The 18,499-nt window shown below is 34.4% G+C and carries 19 protein-coding genes; 15 read left to right on the forward strand and 4 right to left on the reverse strand.

Features of this window, described 5'->3' with window-relative positions; translation table 11 throughout:
* Nucleotides 1-119: 119 nt before the first annotated feature.
* The 4 genes from ACZZ9T_RS00910 (at nt 120) to uraH (ending at nt 2,798) form a co-directional block, all read left to right on the forward strand.
* Nucleotides 120-1,046, forward strand: coding sequence for a Kelch repeat-containing protein (locus ACZZ9T_RS00910; protein ID WP_463440543.1), 927 nt, complete (start codon nt 120-122; stop codon nt 1,044-1,046).
* A 154-nt stretch (nt 1,047-1,200) separates the two neighbouring features.
* Nucleotides 1,201-1,770, forward strand: a complete 570-nt coding sequence (locus ACZZ9T_RS00915; protein WP_463440544.1) for a Crp/Fnr family transcriptional regulator — start codon at nt 1,201-1,203, stop codon at nt 1,768-1,770.
* A 66-nt stretch (nt 1,771-1,836) separates the two neighbouring features.
* Nucleotides 1,837-2,367, forward strand: coding sequence for a heme-binding protein (locus ACZZ9T_RS00920; protein WP_463440545.1), 531 nt, complete (start codon nt 1,837-1,839; stop codon nt 2,365-2,367).
* Nucleotides 2,368-2,390: 23 nt separating this feature from the next.
* Entirely contained in the window at nt 2,391-2,798 is a 408-nt protein-coding gene (gene uraH / locus ACZZ9T_RS00925) for a hydroxyisourate hydrolase (protein WP_463440546.1), read from the forward strand.
* A 189-nt stretch (nt 2,799-2,987) separates the two neighbouring features.
* Here uraH and ACZZ9T_RS00930 read toward each other — a convergent pair whose 3' ends face one another.
* Nucleotides 2,988-3,884 (reverse strand): winged helix-turn-helix domain-containing protein, encoded by an 897-nt coding sequence (locus ACZZ9T_RS00930; protein WP_463440547.1) that lies wholly within the window; start codon nt 3,882-3,884, stop codon nt 2,988-2,990.
* A 319-nt stretch (nt 3,885-4,203) separates the two neighbouring features.
* Here ACZZ9T_RS00930 and ACZZ9T_RS00935 point away from each other — a divergent pair, with 319 nt between their 5' ends.
* From ACZZ9T_RS00935 to ACZZ9T_RS00955, 5 genes are all read left to right on the forward strand, one after another.
* Nucleotides 4,204-4,689 carry a hypothetical protein gene (locus ACZZ9T_RS00935; protein WP_463440548.1) on the forward strand — a complete coding sequence of 162 codons (486 nt, stop codon included), beginning with the start codon at nt 4,204-4,206 and terminating at the stop codon, nt 4,687-4,689.
* Nucleotides 4,690-4,881: 192 nt separating this feature from the next.
* Entirely contained in the window at nt 4,882-6,939 is a 2,058-nt protein-coding gene (locus ACZZ9T_RS00940) for a M48 family metalloprotease (RefSeq protein WP_463440549.1), read from the forward strand.
* A 41-nt stretch (nt 6,940-6,980) separates the two neighbouring features.
* A complete protein-coding gene (locus ACZZ9T_RS00945) occupies nt 6,981-7,331 on the forward strand; it encodes a DUF2200 domain-containing protein (RefSeq protein ID WP_463440550.1) in 351 nt (116 codons plus the stop codon).
* A 61-nt stretch (nt 7,332-7,392) separates the two neighbouring features.
* A complete protein-coding gene (locus ACZZ9T_RS00950) occupies nt 7,393-8,367 on the forward strand; it encodes a T9SS type A sorting domain-containing protein (RefSeq protein ID WP_463440551.1) in 975 nt (324 codons plus the stop codon).
* A 143-nt stretch (nt 8,368-8,510) separates the two neighbouring features.
* Nucleotides 8,511-9,275, forward strand: coding sequence for a DUF3575 domain-containing protein (locus ACZZ9T_RS00955; protein WP_463440552.1), 765 nt, complete (start codon nt 8,511-8,513; stop codon nt 9,273-9,275).
* A gap of 40 nt (nt 9,276-9,315) precedes the next feature.
* Here the strand turns inward: ACZZ9T_RS00955 and ACZZ9T_RS00960 are convergent, their stop codons facing one another.
* Nucleotides 9,316-9,531, reverse strand: a complete 216-nt coding sequence (locus tag ACZZ9T_RS00960; protein WP_463429577.1) for a hypothetical protein — start codon at nt 9,529-9,531, stop codon at nt 9,316-9,318.
* Between the two features lie 358 nt (nt 9,532-9,889).
* On the opposite strand from ACZZ9T_RS00960, the gene ACZZ9T_RS00965 reads away from it, so the two are divergent.
* Nucleotides 9,890-10,237 (forward strand): FEKKY domain-containing protein, encoded by a 348-nt coding sequence (locus ACZZ9T_RS00965; protein WP_463440553.1) that lies wholly within the window; start codon nt 9,890-9,892, stop codon nt 10,235-10,237.
* Here ACZZ9T_RS00965 and ACZZ9T_RS00970 read toward each other — a convergent pair.
* Together ACZZ9T_RS00970 and truA are read right to left on the reverse strand one after the other, a co-directional pair.
* Entirely contained in the window at nt 10,232-11,983 is a 1,752-nt protein-coding gene (locus tag ACZZ9T_RS00970; protein WP_463440554.1) for an ABC transporter ATP-binding protein, read from the reverse strand. The genes ACZZ9T_RS00965 and ACZZ9T_RS00970 overlap by 6 nt on opposite strands.
* A gap of 148 nt (nt 11,984-12,131) precedes the next feature.
* The gene (gene truA / locus ACZZ9T_RS00975) at nt 12,132-12,866 is read right to left on the reverse strand and encodes a tRNA pseudouridine(38-40) synthase TruA (protein ID WP_463429580.1); all 735 of its coding nucleotides are present in this window, start codon (nt 12,864-12,866) and stop codon (nt 12,132-12,134) included.
* Nucleotides 12,867-13,056: 190 nt separating this feature from the next.
* Between truA and lpxK the strand changes: the two genes are divergently transcribed.
* From lpxK to ACZZ9T_RS01000, 5 genes are all read left to right on the forward strand, one after another.
* Nucleotides 13,057-14,082, forward strand: a complete 1,026-nt coding sequence (lpxK, locus tag ACZZ9T_RS00980) for a tetraacyldisaccharide 4'-kinase (protein ID WP_463440555.1) — start codon at nt 13,057-13,059, stop codon at nt 14,080-14,082.
* A 30-nt stretch (nt 14,083-14,112) separates the two neighbouring features.
* Nucleotides 14,113-15,204 (forward strand): PIN-like domain-containing protein, encoded by a 1,092-nt coding sequence (locus ACZZ9T_RS00985; protein ID WP_463440556.1) that lies wholly within the window; start codon nt 14,113-14,115, stop codon nt 15,202-15,204.
* 80 nt (nt 15,205-15,284) lie between these two features.
* A complete protein-coding gene (locus ACZZ9T_RS00990; protein WP_463440557.1) occupies nt 15,285-15,800 on the forward strand; it encodes a TlpA family protein disulfide reductase in 516 nt (171 codons plus the stop codon).
* 72 nt (nt 15,801-15,872) lie between these two features.
* Nucleotides 15,873-16,967 (forward strand): DNA polymerase IV, encoded by a 1,095-nt coding sequence (dinB, locus tag ACZZ9T_RS00995; RefSeq protein ID WP_463440558.1) that lies wholly within the window; start codon nt 15,873-15,875, stop codon nt 16,965-16,967.
* Between the two features lie 42 nt (nt 16,968-17,009).
* The gene (locus tag ACZZ9T_RS01000; protein ID WP_463440559.1) at nt 17,010-18,494 is read left to right on the forward strand and encodes an alpha-amylase; all 1,485 of its coding nucleotides are present in this window, start codon (nt 17,010-17,012) and stop codon (nt 18,492-18,494) included.
* The last annotated feature ends 5 nt before the right edge of the window (nt 18,495-18,499 follow it).

The raw sequence follows: 18,499 nt of genomic DNA on the forward strand, positions 1-18,499 counted from the left end.
TACACAAAAAACCACTCCAATAAAAACCCGATGTCGCGGATTCCAATCCGTGACTTTTTCCCTATATTTAAAACATATTTTTCTACACAGAAAATCAATTCAACCAAACCTCAACGTCATTGAAAACAAAATTATTCCTCCTTTCACTTTTCGGTTTATGTTTAGCTAATGCACAAACCCTGAACTTTAAACATCTTGCGGATATGTCTGTTCGCAGAGGAGCGATAAGCAGTGCCATTGCAGGTGACAATATCTATGTGAGCAATGGGTATAAAGATACGGATGGTTATGCTAATTTTATTGAGAAATACAATATTAAAGATAACCGTTGGAGTGTTATCAATTCCAGTTTGGTTCCTAAAAGATTCGCCAATTCGGAGACTTACGATAATAAAGTTTATATTTTTAACGGTTGGGGAAACAGTCACCTTGAAATTGTAGACCTTGAAACTCATCAAAAAACGAAAGGAGCTGTTAATCATGCTTATACCGGAAATGCAGGTTCTGCCATCCATAACGGAAAAATATATACATTCGGCGGAAGTGGGCTAAACAATGCCGCCACCACTGTATTTTCTGATAGATTCCAATATTACGACATTGCTTCAGACACATGGCATCCGTTACCGAATATGCCAACAGCCAGAGAAGCAAGGGGCAAAATTGTGAATGATAAGCTTTATGTTATTGGCGGTTTTAACGGTACATCATCCCGCCTGGTCAATGTGTTTGATCTCAACAAAAATATTTGGACTGAGCAATACACGATGCCTGCTGCGATATCGGGTCATTCATTAGCGGTATTTGGCAATAAGATTTTTATCGCAGGCGGTTATAATAATCAAAATTTTTTGGCTTATTTTGATACAGAAACCAATAAATTGCATCAATTATCATCCAATATGATCCCAAGAAGGCATGCTGCTGCAGAAATATATAACAATAAATTATACATCATGGGTGGAAGTACAGCGTCTTCAACCAAATCAGCTATTAAAAGCATTCAGATTGCAGATATTAGCGAAGCAGCACTTTCCGCTAAATAAACCAGTGAAGATGTATTTAAATCAAAATATACAAACCGTTCATACTTTCTGGGCGGTTTTTTAATTTAAAATCAATTGTTAAATTTAAACGTTCATCATTTAAAAATTGTAATTTAAAAAATTATTTATCTGTCGCTACAAAACATAATCAACCATGTATTCAACTCTTGAAAAATTCATACGGAGTAAAAGTGAAATTGCTCCCCAAACACTGGAGAAAATTACATCCTGTTTTATACCCGTAACCTCAAAGCGAAACGAAATACTCCTGCAATCTGACCAGATCTGTAAACATTACTACTTTATTAACAAAGGATGTATCCGTTTATTCACCACTACAAAAGATGGTACAGAAAGCTCAAGGTACTTTGCTTTTGAAGGAAATTTTGCGACCGCCCTGCCTAGTTTTATTGATCAAAAACCGGCGAACGAGTATTTACAAACGATTGAAAAATCACAGCTGCTTTGTATTTCGAGGAAAGACTTTTATCATTTGACTGAAACAGTACCAGAGTTTGCCAAAATATATACTGAAATCTTAGAGCTTGGATTTATCATTGCACAAAAGAGAATTTATGGTTTCCAGGGATTTGATGCGTTAGATAAGGTGAAATGGCTGATTGAATATCAGCCGCAACTTTTACTTCGGGTATCCAATAAGATGGTAGCATCTTATTTAGGAATATCTCCTTCAACATTAAGCAGAATAAAATCAAAACTCTAAAAACGTTGACATAGCACAACGTTTTTGATTTTTCATGTATTTAACTTTGCATAAAAAGATAAGGATATGAAAATGCAATTTTTATTTTTACTGGTAAGTTATTGCCTGTGTTTCGGGCAAAGCAAAACCGAAAAAACAACACCGCCCTACTCCGCTGAAAGCTGCTATGTAAAATCTGTTAACAATCTAAGCATTGAAGCAGCATTAGAGTTGAAAAACCGTATCACAAAAGCAGCATCCTTAAAAAATAAAAATGTTTCTATTGCCATATTAGACGCTTCAGGAACAACAATATTAATTCTCCGTGGCGATGGTGTCGGGCCTCACAACACAGAGGCATCAAGAAGAAAAGCTTACACAGCTTTATCCACCAAGACTTCAACCCTTGTATTGTTACGAAATGCAGAAAAAAATGCTGACACAAAAAATCTGAATTCACTTCCTGAGCTACTTTTATTGAGCGGTGGAGTACCCATTTGGTACAAAGGTGACATCATTGGTAGTGTAGGAATATCTGGCGGCGGCAGTCCGGAAAATGATGACTGGATAGCTCGATCCGCATCAATACCTGAAATCGGGATCACAACAACAAAATAGTTTAACTTTAAAATAAATAGAAAATGAAAACATTCATCTTTACCATCCTTTTTGCACTTTTGTCAATAGAGGCTTCTGCTCAAAAAAATAATTTTCAGCTATCAAGTCATATCTTAGATGTATCTAAGGGAACCCCTGCCGCAGGAGTAAAAATAAAATTAGAAAAGTATAATGATCAATCAAAAATCTGGACTTTTGTTGATGAAAAAAATACAGATACAAACGGCAGGATTTCAGATTTTCTGTCCTCAGAAAAAAATAATCTGGGTATTTTCAAACTGACCTACTACACCAAAGATTATTTTAAAAAAAATAACACAGAAAGTTTCTATCCCTATATTGAAGTGATATTTGAAATCAAGGATGCAACTCATTATCACGTTCCTATAACGCTATCCGCTTATGGTTATTCTACGTACAGAGGTAGTTGATCATTTAATCAAGTTAGTGATTTATGTAAATTAAAACAACTCACTAACAAACGATTTTATCTTGTAGCTAAATGATAAACTAAAAAATACATACCGCTCATAATCCGAGCGGTTTTTATGCCGAGAGATAACATTTATATTTAAATCAACAATGACTTCTAATAAAATCATTGTGCTGACAAAAATTTTTTAAATACCAATTTCCAGTCTGTACCCCTTCCCGCGAATCACCACAATCTTAATATTCTGATCAATTTCCAGTTTTTTTCTGAGTTTAGAGATAAACATATCCAGACTGCGCCCTACAATCACACCGTCATCTTCCCAGATTTCTTTTTGCAGTCGGCTTCTCTCGATGATTTCGTTGGGAGACGATGCGAAAATAAGCAACACCCGGCTTTCAGTTGCGGTAAGATCTATGGTCTTTTCATTGATGATGAGCTTTCTGTTTTTTGCTTCAAAAATTATCGAGCCCAAAGTGAACATATCTGTCTGCTGACTTTCAGGTATAACTTTTTGTGACTTTACCGATTTAGATCTCATAAAAGCAAAACCGATCAATGCTAAAAATGAAAGACCACCAAAAAGATATGCACTTTTTGTTGTGTTGATTCCTGTCGGTTTGAATTTGATGCTGATCTTATAACAGGCTTTAGGTTGTTTTCTTCCAATACATGCTACAACATCATCTTTTTTATTTTTCGAAACAGCATATCCATAAGCCACACTTGAATTGCCACAGTTCAGAACGTTAACAATATAATCACTTGCAAGAGGATCTTTTGCCAACACCCGCTTTGTAAGATTCACCAGAGAATCCGGTTGAAACGTAAGTGTATTCTCAAAGTTGATCTCATATTCATTTTCTGCATTCTTTTTCACCGGAAGCACTCTTGATGTACTGTCACCTGATTGTAAAAGCAATTCATGGCCTATTCTGCGGAGTAACACTTCCCGTTTTGCAAAATCAAAGTCGTCATTGTCCTCCTTACTGAAAGCCGCACTGATCATAAAGATCCATGATAGGAATATGAATCCGAACAGGTATTTTCGCCTTCCTGAGAGGAGATTTTGACTAAGATGCATAGTGTCAAGTTATTATTTACAAAGTTTACAATTTTATTTACAATTCAAATCCCTAAATCCGAAAAATATCAAAGTATTTTCGCTGAATCAAATTTGACAGCACATGAAAAATCATAGTATATCTGATCTTATTTATCAAGAGAATCTAGAAGTAATTTTACGCCATTGTATAACTTAAAAACAATCAGTATTTAAAATTCTCTGTTTACCCTTTCGTTAAATTAAGCATCATGACCAATATAAATATTCAAATATAATTTAATAAACCTACAAGACTATGAAAAAAGTAATTTTTGCGCTCCTGTTACCACTGATTGTAGTGAGCGGACTCGTATTCGCCAATCGCGAAATCAAGAGTGAAACTCAAAAGAAGCAACTTTCTGCTACAGAACGGAATGCCGAGATGAAAAAATGGGAAGCTACGCCCGATGGTATCAAGTTCAAACAATGGGAAGAATCTCCCCGAGGTAAAAAAGTGTATGCCGCCGAAGATAAAATATGGAAGCACATTACAGAGTATACCAACATAGAGGGAACTGTAACCTCTCTTTCTCTTCCGCCAGGCTCTAGATTAGGTTTCGGAGTGATGGTCAGGATTAATGATGACGATTATATTGTAACATTTGATGCGGAAAAGTCTCAACTTGAGCAATTGCACAGCCTGAACGTTAACGACAAAATAATGATAAAAAGCCATCATGTATCGCACGCACCGAAGTATTCTTATCCTATCATATCTTGCGGATATCTCGAACGAGATCGTAAAGTAATTTTTAAAAGAATTCCTCGTAAAGGTGGCTGCTAAGTAAGCCCTTTATTTTTAGGTGTAATCTTGTCAAGGCATAAAATCTTGACAAGATTAATTGCAATCACCAATCATTAAAGAGGTCTTGTTGGCTCGATTTTAATTTTTAAGATCAATATAAATTAACCTCATCCCGCAGAATTTTTCTTGCCCGATTAATTGGATGTATGTATTATTGTAAAAAATTTATCAATGCATATTCAGATTTCTCAGGATTTTAAACAAAAAACCAAAGCAGCAGTCTCTTCTATCGTGATTTTTGTTTTTGTTTACATCCTTATTTTCCTCTTTACCATTGCTTTAGCATTAGCTTGTATCGGTGGCGGAATCTGGCTCATCGTAGCGAAACCAATGTTTTTAACACTTATGTTAGGAGCAGGATTGGCAGGAACAGGAATTTTCGTATTCTTTTTTATCATCAAATTTTTATTTAAAAAACATATCAACGATCTCAGTTATCTTACTGAAATAAAAAGATCAGACGAGCCTGAACTTTTTAAAATGATTGATGACATTGTAAAAGAAGCTGAAACAAACTTCCCGAAAAAAGTTTATTTATCAAACGATGTCAATGCAAGTGTATTCTATGATTCGAGTTTCTGGAGTATGTTTTTTCCGATCAAGAAAAATCTTACAATCGGACTTGGATTGATCAACACCACTACAAAACAAGAACTGAAAGCGATATTATCTCATGAATTCGGACATTTCTCACAGCGTTCCATGAAAGTAGGAAGTTATGTGTACAATGTAAATCAGATCATTTTTAATCTGGTGAATGAAGATTCATCATACCGTAATTCTATCGAAAAATTCGCAAGCTTCAGCGGTTATTTTACCATTTTTGCATCGCTCGCCATTTTCTTTACTTCAAAAATTCAGTGGGTTCTTGCGAAGATGTATTCTTATGTAAACATCCGTCACATGGCGCTTTCCAGAGAAATGGAATTTCATGCCGATGAAGTTGCCGCCAATATTGCGGGTTCTATTGCTTTAGAAGAATCACTCTTGAGATTAGAACTGGCCAACAATTCTTACAATAATGTGATCAATTTTTATGAAGCGAGAATTTCAAAAAACCAATCGAGTAAAAATATCTACCGCGAACAGTTTTTTGTCATGAATTTTCTTGCAGAGCAGAGCGAACTGGAAACTAAATACAATCTCCCACTTGTCAAACTTTCAGAATCAGGATTGTTTAATAAATCAAAATTGAATATAGAAAATCAATGGGCATCGCATCCATCTACTGAAGACCGGGTTGCAAAGCTCAGACAGCTTGGTATCGTAAAAGATATTGATGATCAGCCTGCAAGAGATTTATTCAAAAATTTTGAACAAACAGAAGAAAAACTGACTGCCAAACTTTTCTCCAACGTAAAATATGAGCGGGGCAGAACAGATTTAGAATTCGAAACTTTCAAAAACGAATTCGAAACACAATATCAGAAAGATTCTTTCGATAAAATTTTTAATAATTATTACGATAATAAGAACCCTGATTCAGAAGTTCAGGAAAATATTTCGTCAGAAGATATACCGTTCGAGAGTCTTTTCGACAACGAAAAGATAGAACTCGTTTACACTCTCATCGCTTTAGAAAGTGATAAGAAAACCATTGAAGCTATTGCCAAAAAAGAATTTATCTTAAAAACATTCGACTACGACGGTAAAAAATACAAAGCTGCCGAAGCCAAAAAACTAATCCCGGAAATTGATCAATCTATTGCAGAAATAAAAGACCTGATTGTAAAAAATGATTCTGATATTTATAATTACTTCCTGAAAATCTCAGAAAATCAGAATAAAAAATCAGGATTTAAAAGCGTTTATCAATCATTCGCTGATTATGACCAACTGTATGAAGAAAAATACAAGCTATATACAGATCTTGCAAATGCAACCGCTTTTATCAGTACAAAAACCCCTTTTGAGAAGATCAGGCATAATTTTATTGCCCTTCAGTCTCTTGAAAACCAATTAAAACAAGAAATAAGATTTCACCTTCAAAATCAGCGTCTCATCTCCGATTTGAGTGAAAAGGAAATAAAAGATTTGAAAGATTATATAGAGAAAGAGCATATCTATTTCCGTAATGAAGAGTATTTTGAAGCCAATTTGCACTTGCTGATGAACGCAATCAATACTTTGCCCTATTTTCTTCACCGAAAGTATTTTTTGATGAAAAAAGAACTGTTGTCTTTGATGAAAGAATTGGAAGACAACCAGCGTGTTGAAAAAGTTTATTAGTTGTGTTGTATATCTAACTATCTATAAATTGAGGAATTATCATGCAAAACACAAGAATTTTCACAACAGCATTCGCAAGTGTCTATCCACATTACCTGGCTAAAGCTGAAAAGAAAGGCAGAACCAAAGAAGAGGTTCATCAAATCATATTCTGGCTTACGGGATACAACGAATCTGGTTTCCAAAATGTACTCGAAAACAAAATAGATTTTAAAACTTTTTTTGATGAAGCACCGCAGATGAACCCGAACGTTTCATTGATTAAAGGCGTGATTTGTGGCTACCGTGTAGAGGAAATTGAAAATGAACTCATGAGAAATATCCGTTACCTTGACAAGTTAATTGATGAATTGGCTAAAGGGAAAAAGATGGAAAAAATCTTGAGAACTTAGTTATAATCAAATATTTTCGTCACTGTTTCATATTTTAATTATCTTCACAAAAAATTCACTTATGAAAACAACTTTATTATTTCTAATCACTTCTACGGCAGTATTGTCTGCGCAAACCACGATTACAAAGACATTTAATGATCCCATTATTGGGGAAACAGTCAACAATGTGAATGTCAACGGAACCGTTGATAATTCTGCAACCGGAGCTAATGCCACGTTCTCAAACAGCAGTTTGACACAGGGCTCAGCTTCAGTTACCACCTATTCTGCACCAACTTCAACAGAAATAACGACTTTCCCCGGAACAACCATTAAAATGACAGGCGGAGGAAGCACTGTATATTATAAACAGACCGCTGCCAAACTGGAAATTACAGGATTGGTAACACCAGATGCTACGTTTAATTTTTCAGCAAACAACGGAACATTTATAAGCTATCCTGCAGCATTCGGATATTCGGAAACTGATACCGCATCCGGAACATTTTCTGCAACTGCAGGTTCCGGAAATTTTAGCGGAACAATTACCATCAACGCCGATGCATCCGGAACGCTTCTGATCGGCGCAAAAACCTACACCAATGTTTTAAGAATAAAATCTGTACAGAATTTTTCGCTCACCTTGTTCGGATTTCCTGTAGGAACAGTTGTAAGCACAGCTTATACTTACTATGACAGTCTGCATAAGTTCCCATTGTTAAGCACAACCAATGCTGTCATCACAGCGCAGGGAGTACCACAGACAAGCAATGTTGCACAGGCTTTAAACGAAACATTTTTGTCAGTATCAGATTTTGTAAAGAAAGATACCTTTAAAATTTATCCTAATCCCGCTCAGGATTTTATTGAGTTTTCAGGAGATTTATCAACTTATTCTAAAGCAATTATCTACAGTTTAGATGGAAAAATGATTAAAAGTACCGATTTAAAATCCGTAAAAGTAGAAATTTCAGAATTGCCTCCTTCAGCTTATTTCATTGGGTTTTCAGGAAAAAATTCTCAATCTGAAAGCGTAAAATTTATCAAAAAGTAATTATCATTAATTATTTCAGAATATTTCAAACCGTTCTTCATTTTTAGAACGGTTTTTGATTTAACATAATTATAATGTTTTGTTCTTGCAGGTTTCAACAAATCAAACCATTTTTATACTTAATTTAAATCAAAAATATACCCATGAAAAAACTCTTTATTCTTGCCTCTTATCTTCTGATGTCAGAAGTCAGCGCTCAGCAAACAGTTATTACTGAAGTAAGTACAGTTCCTGAAGATAAAATGAATATTATTAAAACCAATATTACAGGTTATGCATTCAGAAATATCAATCTGTCTTATGAAAGGTCAATCAACCGTTGGTTTGCCATTAATGTAGGTTTTGGAACTGTAGCCGAGGGAAAAGTTCCGTTTATGAATTCTTTTCTGAACGATGAGGATGAAAAAGATTTTCAGAATTTAAAAATCAAAGCCACCAATTTTACGATTGAACCAAGGTTCTATATCGGGGAAGGTTACGGAAAAGGATTTTACTTTGCACCTTACTACAGATATTCAAAAGTGTCTACCAATACATTTGATTTCACTTATGATTATACCGCTTTTGGAACAACAGTTCCCATTCCTTTAAAAGGTTTAGGCGACGCAAGAGGAAATAGTGGAGGATTGATGGTGGGAGCACAGTTTTTTCTTAATAAACAACACAACCTTATATTAGATTTCTGGATTGCCGGTGCCCATTACGGTTCTGGGAAAGGAGATTTCAATTTAACGAGTGACATCATTCTCACTCCGGAAATGCAGGAACAGCTCAAAAAAGAGATTGAAAATTTAGATATTCCTTTTGTAGATTATACTGTAGAAACCAATCCGAATGGTGCAAGAGTAAAAATTGACGGACCTTGGGCAGGTTTCCGCAGTGGTTTTTCTCTAGGATACAGGTTTTAATTCAAAAAAACGCCGTTCACAAATCGTGAACGGTGTTTTTTTATTTGTAAGCATCTTTAAATTTTTCAATAAGATGATCTAATGTGTGACGCTGCACATATACTGTTCTTATATCATCATATCGTGGAGATTTGTAGAAAACTTCATGAAAATCCATACTGCCATTTCCTACTTTTACTATTTTTTGCACATCAATATTTAATTTCTTTAATTCTTCTCTCAGAACTTGAAATTCATCTTGTATAGTATCCATCATTATCATATTGTTTAGTTAAAATTACTGTTATTTATCTGGCTTACCCCCTATATATTAAACACCTCAGCCAAATATTTATTAAATTTAGTCAATTATTTTAAATTAACCATAGGGTTTACCATTTTTTTAATTAAAACACTAAATATCAAAAACTATACCTAAGTGTCTGTTTGTGAATAATAAATTAATTTAATGTGAATTTAATGTTAACAGATTGTTATTTTAAAGGTAAATTTTAAATATAAACTTCCAAGAATTTTGTAATTCTGGCTTAAAAAAATGCATTAATCAACAAGCGCTGATATTTGCATTTAACTCCTAGTCAAGTTTTGAATCAAATGTTCAAATAAATTACCAGATGAAAAAATTAAAAACATTTTTACTAATTAGCCTATGGTCATTTCCGATTGTCATTTTTTCACAGAACACCAAAGACAAGGTTAAAACTGTGAATACAAAAGAAAATCATAAAATGGTTGTGTATGATGAAAATACTCCTCATTTTATACAGTTCGGAATCATGTCGAGAAATCACGAAGAATTCAGAAAAAAATACGGAATCGCGGTGATCTACCAAAATTGTGTGATCAGCCAGTTTTTATCTCAGAAAGCAAAAGAAAATAATAAGTTGGTCGCTAAATTTCTCACAGAAAAATTCGGCGAAGTATGGAAAAAAGATCTTGGTTTTATTCCTTTCGGATTATAACTTCTCCACTATTTCAACTTCGTGTCTCAATTGTGCTTTATACAAAGTTGCGTAGTATCCGTTTTTGTCAAGAAGCTCAAGATGCTTTCCTTCTTCAACGATTTTACCCTGATCCATCACGATAATTTTATCTGCTTTTTCTATGGTAGAAAGTCGGTGTGCGATAATAATTGAAGTTCTGTTTTTGGTGATTTTTTCTGTCGCTCTTTGAATCAATTTTTCGCTCTCATGATCGATTGATGAAGTTGCCTCATCCAAAATCAAGATTTTCGGGTCAGATAAATAAGCTCTCAGGAAAGACAACAATTGTCTCTGTCCGAGTGAAATAGACGAGCCTCTTTCGCTTACCACATATTCGTAACCTCCGGGAAGACTTTCGATAAATTCGTCTACTTCAATTTCTTTGGCGCCGGCTTTTATTTTATCTAATGTTACCGATTCATCCCCGAACGCTAGGTTTTCAAAAATGCTTCCGTGGAAAAGGAAAACATCCTGTAATACAACACCAATATGACTTCTTAGATTATACAATTCATAATCTTTCAGTTCTACATCATCAATAAAAATTTCGCCAGAATTGATGTCATATAATCTTGTAATCAAACTGATAATTGTAGATTTTCCCGCTCCGGTTGCCCCGACAATTGCAACAGTTTCACCTGGATTTACTTTAAAATCAATCCCTTTTAAAACTTCCTGTTTATCGTCATAAGCAAAATGTACGGCTTTAAATTCAATCTTTCCGTCAAAATGATCTTTAGCAATTTTACCTTTATTGGGCATTGCGTAGTCTTCATCCATAATTCCTAGAACCCTTTCCGCACCTACAATTCCACGCTGAATATTATTGAAACGGTCTGCAATCTGTCTTAACGGCCGAATCAACATTGAAATAAACTGGATAAATGCAATGACAACACCTGCACTAATTGTAATATAACCACCATAAAAAAGGACAAAACCAATGAAAAGTGAAGAAATCAATTCAACAACAGGAAAAAACAGTGAAAAGATAAAAACCGTTCTCAGCAAAGCACTCTTCAGAGTGATATTAATCTCATCAAATTTTTTAAATTCTGCCTGTTGCCTGTTGAAAACCTGAATAATCGGCATTCCTGCTAATCTTTCCTGAACAAACGAGTTTTGGTTGGAAGTCCAGTTTCTTTCATCACCAAAAGCTTTTTTTAATCTTTTCTGGAAGAATCTTGTTATAACAACCATTAAAGGTAAAATAGCCAATGAGATATAACTCAAATGCACATCGACCTGAAACATCATAAACAAGACGAAAATAATTCTCAAAACGTCTCCGAAAACCATCAAAAAGCCGTCTGTGTAAACCGTCGCAATCGTTTCAACATCACCAACGGCACGAGTCACAAGCTGCCCAATCGGAGTTTTATCAAAAAAAGCAGTTCTGAAATAGATCAGTTTATTATACAATCGCTCACGAATATCTCTGATGACATTTTGCGAAATATAGTTTGAAAAATAAACTAAAAAGAAATTTAAGATCGTTTCGGCAAAAACCAATCCTACCAAAGCATAAATATGCTTCATCATCAACGCTTCATCTTTCAGCTTAGTAATGTCATTATCTACAATCTGCATGGTAAGATAAGGTCTGTAAGTAGAAACTATGGATAGGATAATAGAAATAATCAGGGTAAAAATAAACCATGAACGAAACTTCATACCGATGAAGAAAAGTCTCTTTACAATTGCCCAGGTATCTTGTTTTTTCATTATAGAATTGACGTAAAGAATTAATTTGAAAAATTCTCTGCAAAATTAAGACTTTAAAATTTTACAAACTGATAACTATGTAGAAAAAACTGATTACAGCCATTATAATAAACAATAATTAACCTCAAAAGCGAGTAACTGTTTGGTTCTAATCAAATTCATACCCCACATCCACCAGAAAAAGCCCGTGAGCGGGTGCAGAAGTTCCGGCAGAGTTCCGGTTTTTGTCCTCAATCACTTTGCGTAGATCTTCAGGCAGAATTTTCCCGGAACCCACCTCAATCATCGTTCCTACCACAGCTCTCACCATATTTCTGAGGAAACGGTTGGCTGAAATAGTAAATTTCAACTCAGTTCCGTTTTGTTCCCATTCTGCTTTATACATTTTACAGAGATTGGTTTTGTTGTCGGTGTGCAATTTAGAAAAGCTTGTAAAATCTTCATATTCAAAAAGAATTTTACAGGCTTCATTCATTTTATAAACATCCAGATTTTTTCTCCAGAGTTGCCAAGCGGAATCCTGGGTGAATGGATTTTTCTCCAGCGAAATGTAATACTCATATGTTCTGAAAGTAGCATCAAATCTAGCATGAAAATCGTCTTTAACTTTAAAAATTCTTTTAACAGAAATATCTGCAGGAAGAAAACTATTGAGTTGATGAGTCAGCTGATTGCTTAGAATCTGCTCGGTCTCAAAATGAGCATACATTTTCTTGGCATGAACTCCAGTGTCTGTTCTCCCCGCTCCTACTGTTTTAATTTTCTCCCGTAATATGGTGGAAAGTGCGTTTTCAAGTTCTTCCTGGACAGAAATATCTTTCGGCTGAACCTGATAACCAAAATAATTTTTACCGTTGTATGAAAATTCTATAAAATACCTCAAATCAAAATAAGTTTATTTTTTAAACTAAGCTATTCCTACTTAAGAATTTTACTTCAGGATGAGCTTAAAACAATATTGCAAAAATAATTTAATTTAACAATAATTAAGAAATGATTTTTGAAAATAATTGTTGATAAATCATAGACATATTCTAAAAAATCGTCTATAAAATTCTTATTTTTGCCAACGTATGAAAAGATGGTATCTCTATCCTTTTTCTTTAGGTTATCACATGGTTACGGGCGTCCGAAACACCATGTATGATCTGGGAATATTAAAATCCACGAAATTCACCACTCCGATTATTAACGTCGGCAATCTTTCTGTGGGCGGAAGCGGAAAATCGCCAATGGTGATGTATTTGGCTAAATCTTTATCTAAATATTACAGAACCGGAGTACTGTCTAGAGGTTACGGAAGACTGACGAAAGGGTATGAAGTGACCAACTACGACAGCAATTATAAAACTGTGGGTGATGAGGCGATGCAGTTATTTGAACGTTTCAAAAACCGTTTTGTAATTGCAGTTTCTGAAGAGCGAGTTCCCGGAGCCAAAAAAGTAATCGGTGATATGGATCTTGATGTTTTGATTCTTGATGATGCAATGCAGCACAGAGCGATCAAAGCCGGATTTAATATTTTGATGACTGATTTTAATGATCCTTATTTTAAAGATCATCTTCTCCCGGCAGGAGATTTGAGAGAATCGAGAGCGGGAGCAGGCCGTGCAGATATCATCATGGTCAGCAAATGTCCCGATGAACTGACGGAAGAAACCAAACAATATTACATCTCAAGAATAAGACCCGCTCATAATCAGAGAGTATTTTTCTCATCGATTGGATATGATGAAAATGTATATTCAAAAGATAAAATGTTGCCAGACAATAACCTCAGCTATTATGACATTCTGCTCATCACAGGTATTGCCAACCCAAAACCTTTGCTGAATCATTTGTCTAAATTTTCTCAGAAAGTAAAACATTTGAAATTCAGAGATCATCATAATTTTTCTGATGCGGACATCAAAAATATCGTAGCAGAATACAAAAAACTGGGAGAGTATAAATTGATTCTGACCACAGAAAAAGATTATGTACGTTTGAAAACTTTCGATTATCTGCGAGATCTGGTTTATTATTGGCCGATCAATGTCGTTATTGACAAGAAAGAAGAGTTCAATCAAATGATATTGAATTACGTTAACAAAAAATAATTTATCCATATAAACACAAATTAAATTTTAATGAAAAAAGAATTTATTGGGTTTTATAATCCTACGAAAGAAGAAACTGATAAATCTTGGGATGAAGGTATATTCTGTTTTGATGCTAATTCTATTCTAAATCTTTATCGCTATTCAGAAAGTACAAGAAACGATTTTATTAATGCTTTAAATTCTATTCAAAAAAGACTTTTTATACCATACCAAGCTGCATTTGAGTTTCACAAAAACAGACTTATTGTAATAGCTGGTACAAAGTCTGCATATAAAGATTTAGAAGATTCGTATAAAAAATGTTTTCAAGAAAACATTGAAAAACAACTTGATAGATTTAAAAAGCATCCTTCATTAAAATTAGATTCTTTAGAAAAATTAAATAGTAAATTCTTGCTTCAAATATCAAAAGAATTAGAAGATCAGCAAAAAACGCATCCTGATTTTGAATATGATGATTCTTTGCTGTATTCCATAACAGATCTGTTTCAAAATAGTATAGGGAAGGATTTTCAAAAATCAGATTTAAAGAAAATCTACGATGATGGTAGAGAAAGATATGCAGAAAAAATTCCCCCAGGTTATATGGACATGGAGGAGAAAAAAAATAAGGGAGATAGAAATATTTATGGAGATCTCATAATTTGGAAAGAATTAATTGAGTACACAAAGAAAGAAAAGAAACCAATAATTTTTGTAACTGACGATAGAAAAGAAGATTGGTGGACTATTGAGAAAGGTAAAACAATAAGACCTAGGGAAGAACTAATAAAAGAATTTTATGATTTAACTGGGATTCGGATTTTAATTTACAATGCTGATAGTTTTTTACATTTCGCTAAAGAAAGAAAACTCTTACCAGAAATTGATGATAAAACATTAGAAGAAATTAAAGAAATTCGTGTTTTTGATGAGAAAACTAATTCAAAAATAGAACTTGTTAACCCCACTTATCGACGTAAAGCAAAATATTATGGCGGTTCATCGCTTTCTTCATTAAGTCAAGATGAAATTAATAAATTATCCACAAACATTAATTATGAGAAAATTGCCTCAGAGTTAGATAAGTTATTTAATAATGCCAAGGATGTAAGCGTTAGAAAAGATATAAACGAATAATAACTTCTTCTTTCAAGAAATTATTTTTAAGTTTCATTTTTAAATTACATTTCAATGTTTAGATTTGTAAAAAAAATAGAATGAAGCAGTTAATAACATTTTTGATGTTGGGTATTTTCACTTTAGGATGCTCTCAAAAAACACCTGAAGTTACAAAAACTCAGTTTTCAAAAGTAGCCTTAAAGCAACAACTTGAAGATGAAAACGGTAAAAAAATAAGTGTTCAGGAAATATTAAACCAACATAAAGGAAAAGTTTTGGTGATCGATTTTTGGGCAGGTTGGTGCAGAGATTGTTTAAAAGCACTCCCCAAAGCTGAAGAATTAGAGAAAAATAATCCAGACATCGATTTTGTTTTCTTTTCACTCGAAAGATCAAAAGAGAAATTTGACAGCAGTCTTGAGAGATTCAATATGAAAGAAAAAGAAAATTATTGGTTTTCGACAGGCTGGAAAAATGATTTCAACGATTATGTCGACCTCAACTGGATTCCCAGATACATGGTGATCAACCAAAAATCGGAGATTGCAAAATATTACGCCATTTCTCCTGAAGATCCGGAAATTCAGGCTACGATAGACAGACTTTTGAAATAAAGCAAAGTTTGATGCTAAAGCTTAAAATTTTTACATTGAATAATAAAATATTAGAATCCATATCTTTGTGATATGGATTTGCCTTTTCCGCTCCGCAAAATAATTCATGTCGACATGGATGCATTTTATGCTTCCGTGGAGCAGCATGACAATCCCGAACTGAGAGGAAAAGCACTTGCTGTAGGCGGCGGACATCGCGGTGTAGTTGCAGCAGCAAGTTATGAAGCCAGAAAATTCGGGGTGCGCTCTGCAATGCCGAGTAAGACTGCGAAAGAAAAATGTCCGCATCTTATTTTTGTTTCGCCAAGATTTTCGAGGTACAAAGAGATTTCAAGAATGATTCGTGAGATTTTCTATGAATATACAGATCTGGTAGAACCCCTTTCACTGGATGAAGCCTATCTTGATGTAACCAAAAATAAAAAAGAAATAGAATCTGCCAATCAGATTGCCAGAGAAATTCGTCAGAAAATATTTGAACAGACGGGTTTAACAGCTTCGGCAGGAATTTCTGTCAACAAATTTTTGGCGAAAGTAGCTTCAGATATTAATAAACCCAACGGGCAAAAAACAATTCATCCAGAAAAAATTGAAAAATTTTTGGAAGAACTTCCTGTCGAAAAATTTTATGGTGTCGGAAAAGTAACTGCCAATAAAATGTTTACTTTAGGGATATTTAAAGGCAAAGATTTAAAGAAAAGATCGCTGGAAGATTTAACCAGACTTTTCGGTAAATCAGGAAAATACTATTATGATGTGGTAAGAGGAATTCATCATTCTGAAGTTAAGCCTCACAGGATTCAGAAAAGCGTAGCAGTTGAAAGAACTTTCTTTGAAGATCTTTCTGATGAGCAACAGATCAATGAAAAACTTGGCAGCCTTAGTGAAGAACTTCACAATCGGCTTCAGAAAAACAATATTAAAGGCAGATCTTTAACGTTAAAAATAAAATATAAAGATTTTTCACTGTATACAAGAAGTATTACGAAGGAAGAATACTTCACCACATCACAAGAATATTTTAAAATTTCAAAAAAACTTTGGGAACTCCGTCCCTACGATAAAGCGGTACGATTATTGGGTCTGTCGTTATCTCATCTCAATACCGAAGAAAAAAAGCAGATTTCTGTTCAGCTGAAGATTCGTTTTGAGGAATTCGAAGATTAGATAGTAATTTTCATTAAATTGATACTACCAAATACAATAACTATGAACCAGACAATGATTCAATTTTTCCATTGGTACAGTGACGGAGACGGTGTACTATGGAAACATGCCGAAAAAGAGGCAAAATATTTATCACAATTAGGAATCACATCCGTTTGGTTTCCTCCAGCTTACAAAGGAACAAACGGGGGGAATTCTGTAGGATATGATGCATACGATCTGTATGATTTGGGCGAATTTGACCAAAAAAACAGTGTAAAGACCAAATACGGATCGAAACAAGAATATCTTGATTGTATCAAAGCTTTAAAAAAAGAAAACATACAGGTCATTGTTGACATTGTTTTGGGTCATAAAGCAGGTGGCGATGAGCTTGAAACCTTTAAGGCTGCTAAAGTGGATGAAGAAAATCGTGAAAAAATAATTTCAGATTTTTCTGATATTCAGTCATACACCAAATTTACATTTCCGGGAAGAGGAAAAAAATACTCAGATTTTGAATGGAATTTCACCTGTTTCAGCGGTGTAGATTATGCAGAAGGAAAAGAATCTCACATCTACAAAATTCAATCTGAATACGGTAACGACTGGGAAAAAATGATCGATGACGAAAAGGGAAACTACGATTATCTTATGTTCAATGATGTGGAACATAGAAATCCTCACGTGCGAGAAGAACTCAACAACTGGGCACAATGGTATATTGAACAGACAGATTTTGATGGTGTAAGATTAGACGCCCTGAAGCATATCTCTTATGATTTCTATAAAGAATGGTTGACGATGTTGCGTTCCAATTCCGGTAAAAACATCTTTGCAGTTGGAGAATATTGGGCTCCCGGGCAACTGAATTTACTTCAAAAATATATCGATACAACGGAAGGCTGCATGAGTCTTTTTGACAGCTCGCTTCACCACAATTTTCACACTGCATCTAATGAAGGTGACTCGTATGATTTGCGGAGAATTTTTGAGGAAACTTTGACTGAAGCCGACCCACTGCATTCTGTAAGTATTGTTGATAATCATGACACTCAACCATTACAGGATTTGGAAGCACCGGTAGAAGGATGGTTTAAACCTTTAGCCTATGCTTTAATTTTATTGAGAGAAAATGGTTATCCGTGTGTTTTTTATCCCGATCTGTATGGTGCAAGTTATAAGGATAATGACCGTGAAGGAAACGAACAGGAAATATTTCTGGATAAAGTGGACGGTATTGAAGAAATGCTGGTTGCCAGAAAAAACAATGCTTATGGCTTTCAGAGAGATTATTTCGAAGACGCAAACTGTCTTGGCTGGACTCGTGAAGGTGATGAAGAACATGAAGGTCTTGCCGTAACGCTCAGCAATAAAGACGCATACAATAAACCTATGGAAGTAGGAAAAAGATATGCCGGTAAAAATTTTGTTGATGCTTTAAAAAGATTCGAAGATACAATTATCATTGATGAAAATGGATGGGGAAACTTTCCCGTTCCTGCAGGTAATGTGAGCGTCTGGATACCAGAATCACCTAAAAAATAATTTAT

Source organism: Chryseobacterium sp. AC417, assembly GCF_979258215.1.

Bases quoted from the DNA above. Each gene is read 5' to 3' on its own strand.
- ACZZ9T_RS00915 (WP_463440544.1), top strand. From the start codon at position 1,201: ATGTATTCAACTCTTGAAAAATTCATACGGAGTAAAAGTGAAATTGCT.
- ACZZ9T_RS00960 (WP_463429577.1), bottom strand. From the start codon at position 9,531: ATGATGGATACTATACAAGATGAATTTCAAGTTCTGAGAGAAGAATTA.
- uraH (WP_463440546.1), top strand. From the start codon at position 2,391: ATGAAAACATTCATCTTTACCATCCTTTTTGCACTTTTGTCAATAGAG.
- ACZZ9T_RS00950 (WP_463440551.1), top strand. From the start codon at position 7,393: ATGAAAACAACTTTATTATTTCTAATCACTTCTACGGCAGTATTGTCT.
- ACZZ9T_RS00940 (WP_463440549.1), top strand. From the start codon at position 4,882: ATGCATATTCAGATTTCTCAGGATTTTAAACAAAAAACCAAAGCAGCA.
- ACZZ9T_RS00965 (WP_463440553.1), top strand. From the start codon at position 9,890: ATGAAAAAATTAAAAACATTTTTACTAATTAGCCTATGGTCATTTCCG.
- dinB (WP_463440558.1), top strand. From the start codon at position 15,873: ATGGATTTGCCTTTTCCGCTCCGCAAAATAATTCATGTCGACATGGAT.
- ACZZ9T_RS00970 (WP_463440554.1), bottom strand. From the start codon at position 11,983: ATGAAAAAACAAGATACCTGGGCAATTGTAAAGAGACTTTTCTTCATC.
- ACZZ9T_RS00920 (WP_463440545.1), top strand. From the start codon at position 1,837: ATGAAAATGCAATTTTTATTTTTACTGGTAAGTTATTGCCTGTGTTTC.
- ACZZ9T_RS00955 (WP_463440552.1), top strand. From the start codon at position 8,511: ATGAAAAAACTCTTTATTCTTGCCTCTTATCTTCTGATGTCAGAAGTC.
- ACZZ9T_RS00945 (WP_463440550.1), top strand. From the start codon at position 6,981: ATGCAAAACACAAGAATTTTCACAACAGCATTCGCAAGTGTCTATCCA.
- ACZZ9T_RS00930 (WP_463440547.1), bottom strand. From the start codon at position 3,884: ATGCATCTTAGTCAAAATCTCCTCTCAGGAAGGCGAAAATACCTGTTC.
- ACZZ9T_RS01000 (WP_463440559.1), top strand. From the start codon at position 17,010: ATGAACCAGACAATGATTCAATTTTTCCATTGGTACAGTGACGGAGAC.
- ACZZ9T_RS00990 (WP_463440557.1), top strand. From the start codon at position 15,285: ATGAAGCAGTTAATAACATTTTTGATGTTGGGTATTTTCACTTTAGGA.
- ACZZ9T_RS00985 (WP_463440556.1), top strand. From the start codon at position 14,113: ATGAAAAAAGAATTTATTGGGTTTTATAATCCTACGAAAGAAGAAACT.
- lpxK (WP_463440555.1), top strand. From the start codon at position 13,057: ATGAAAAGATGGTATCTCTATCCTTTTTCTTTAGGTTATCACATGGTT.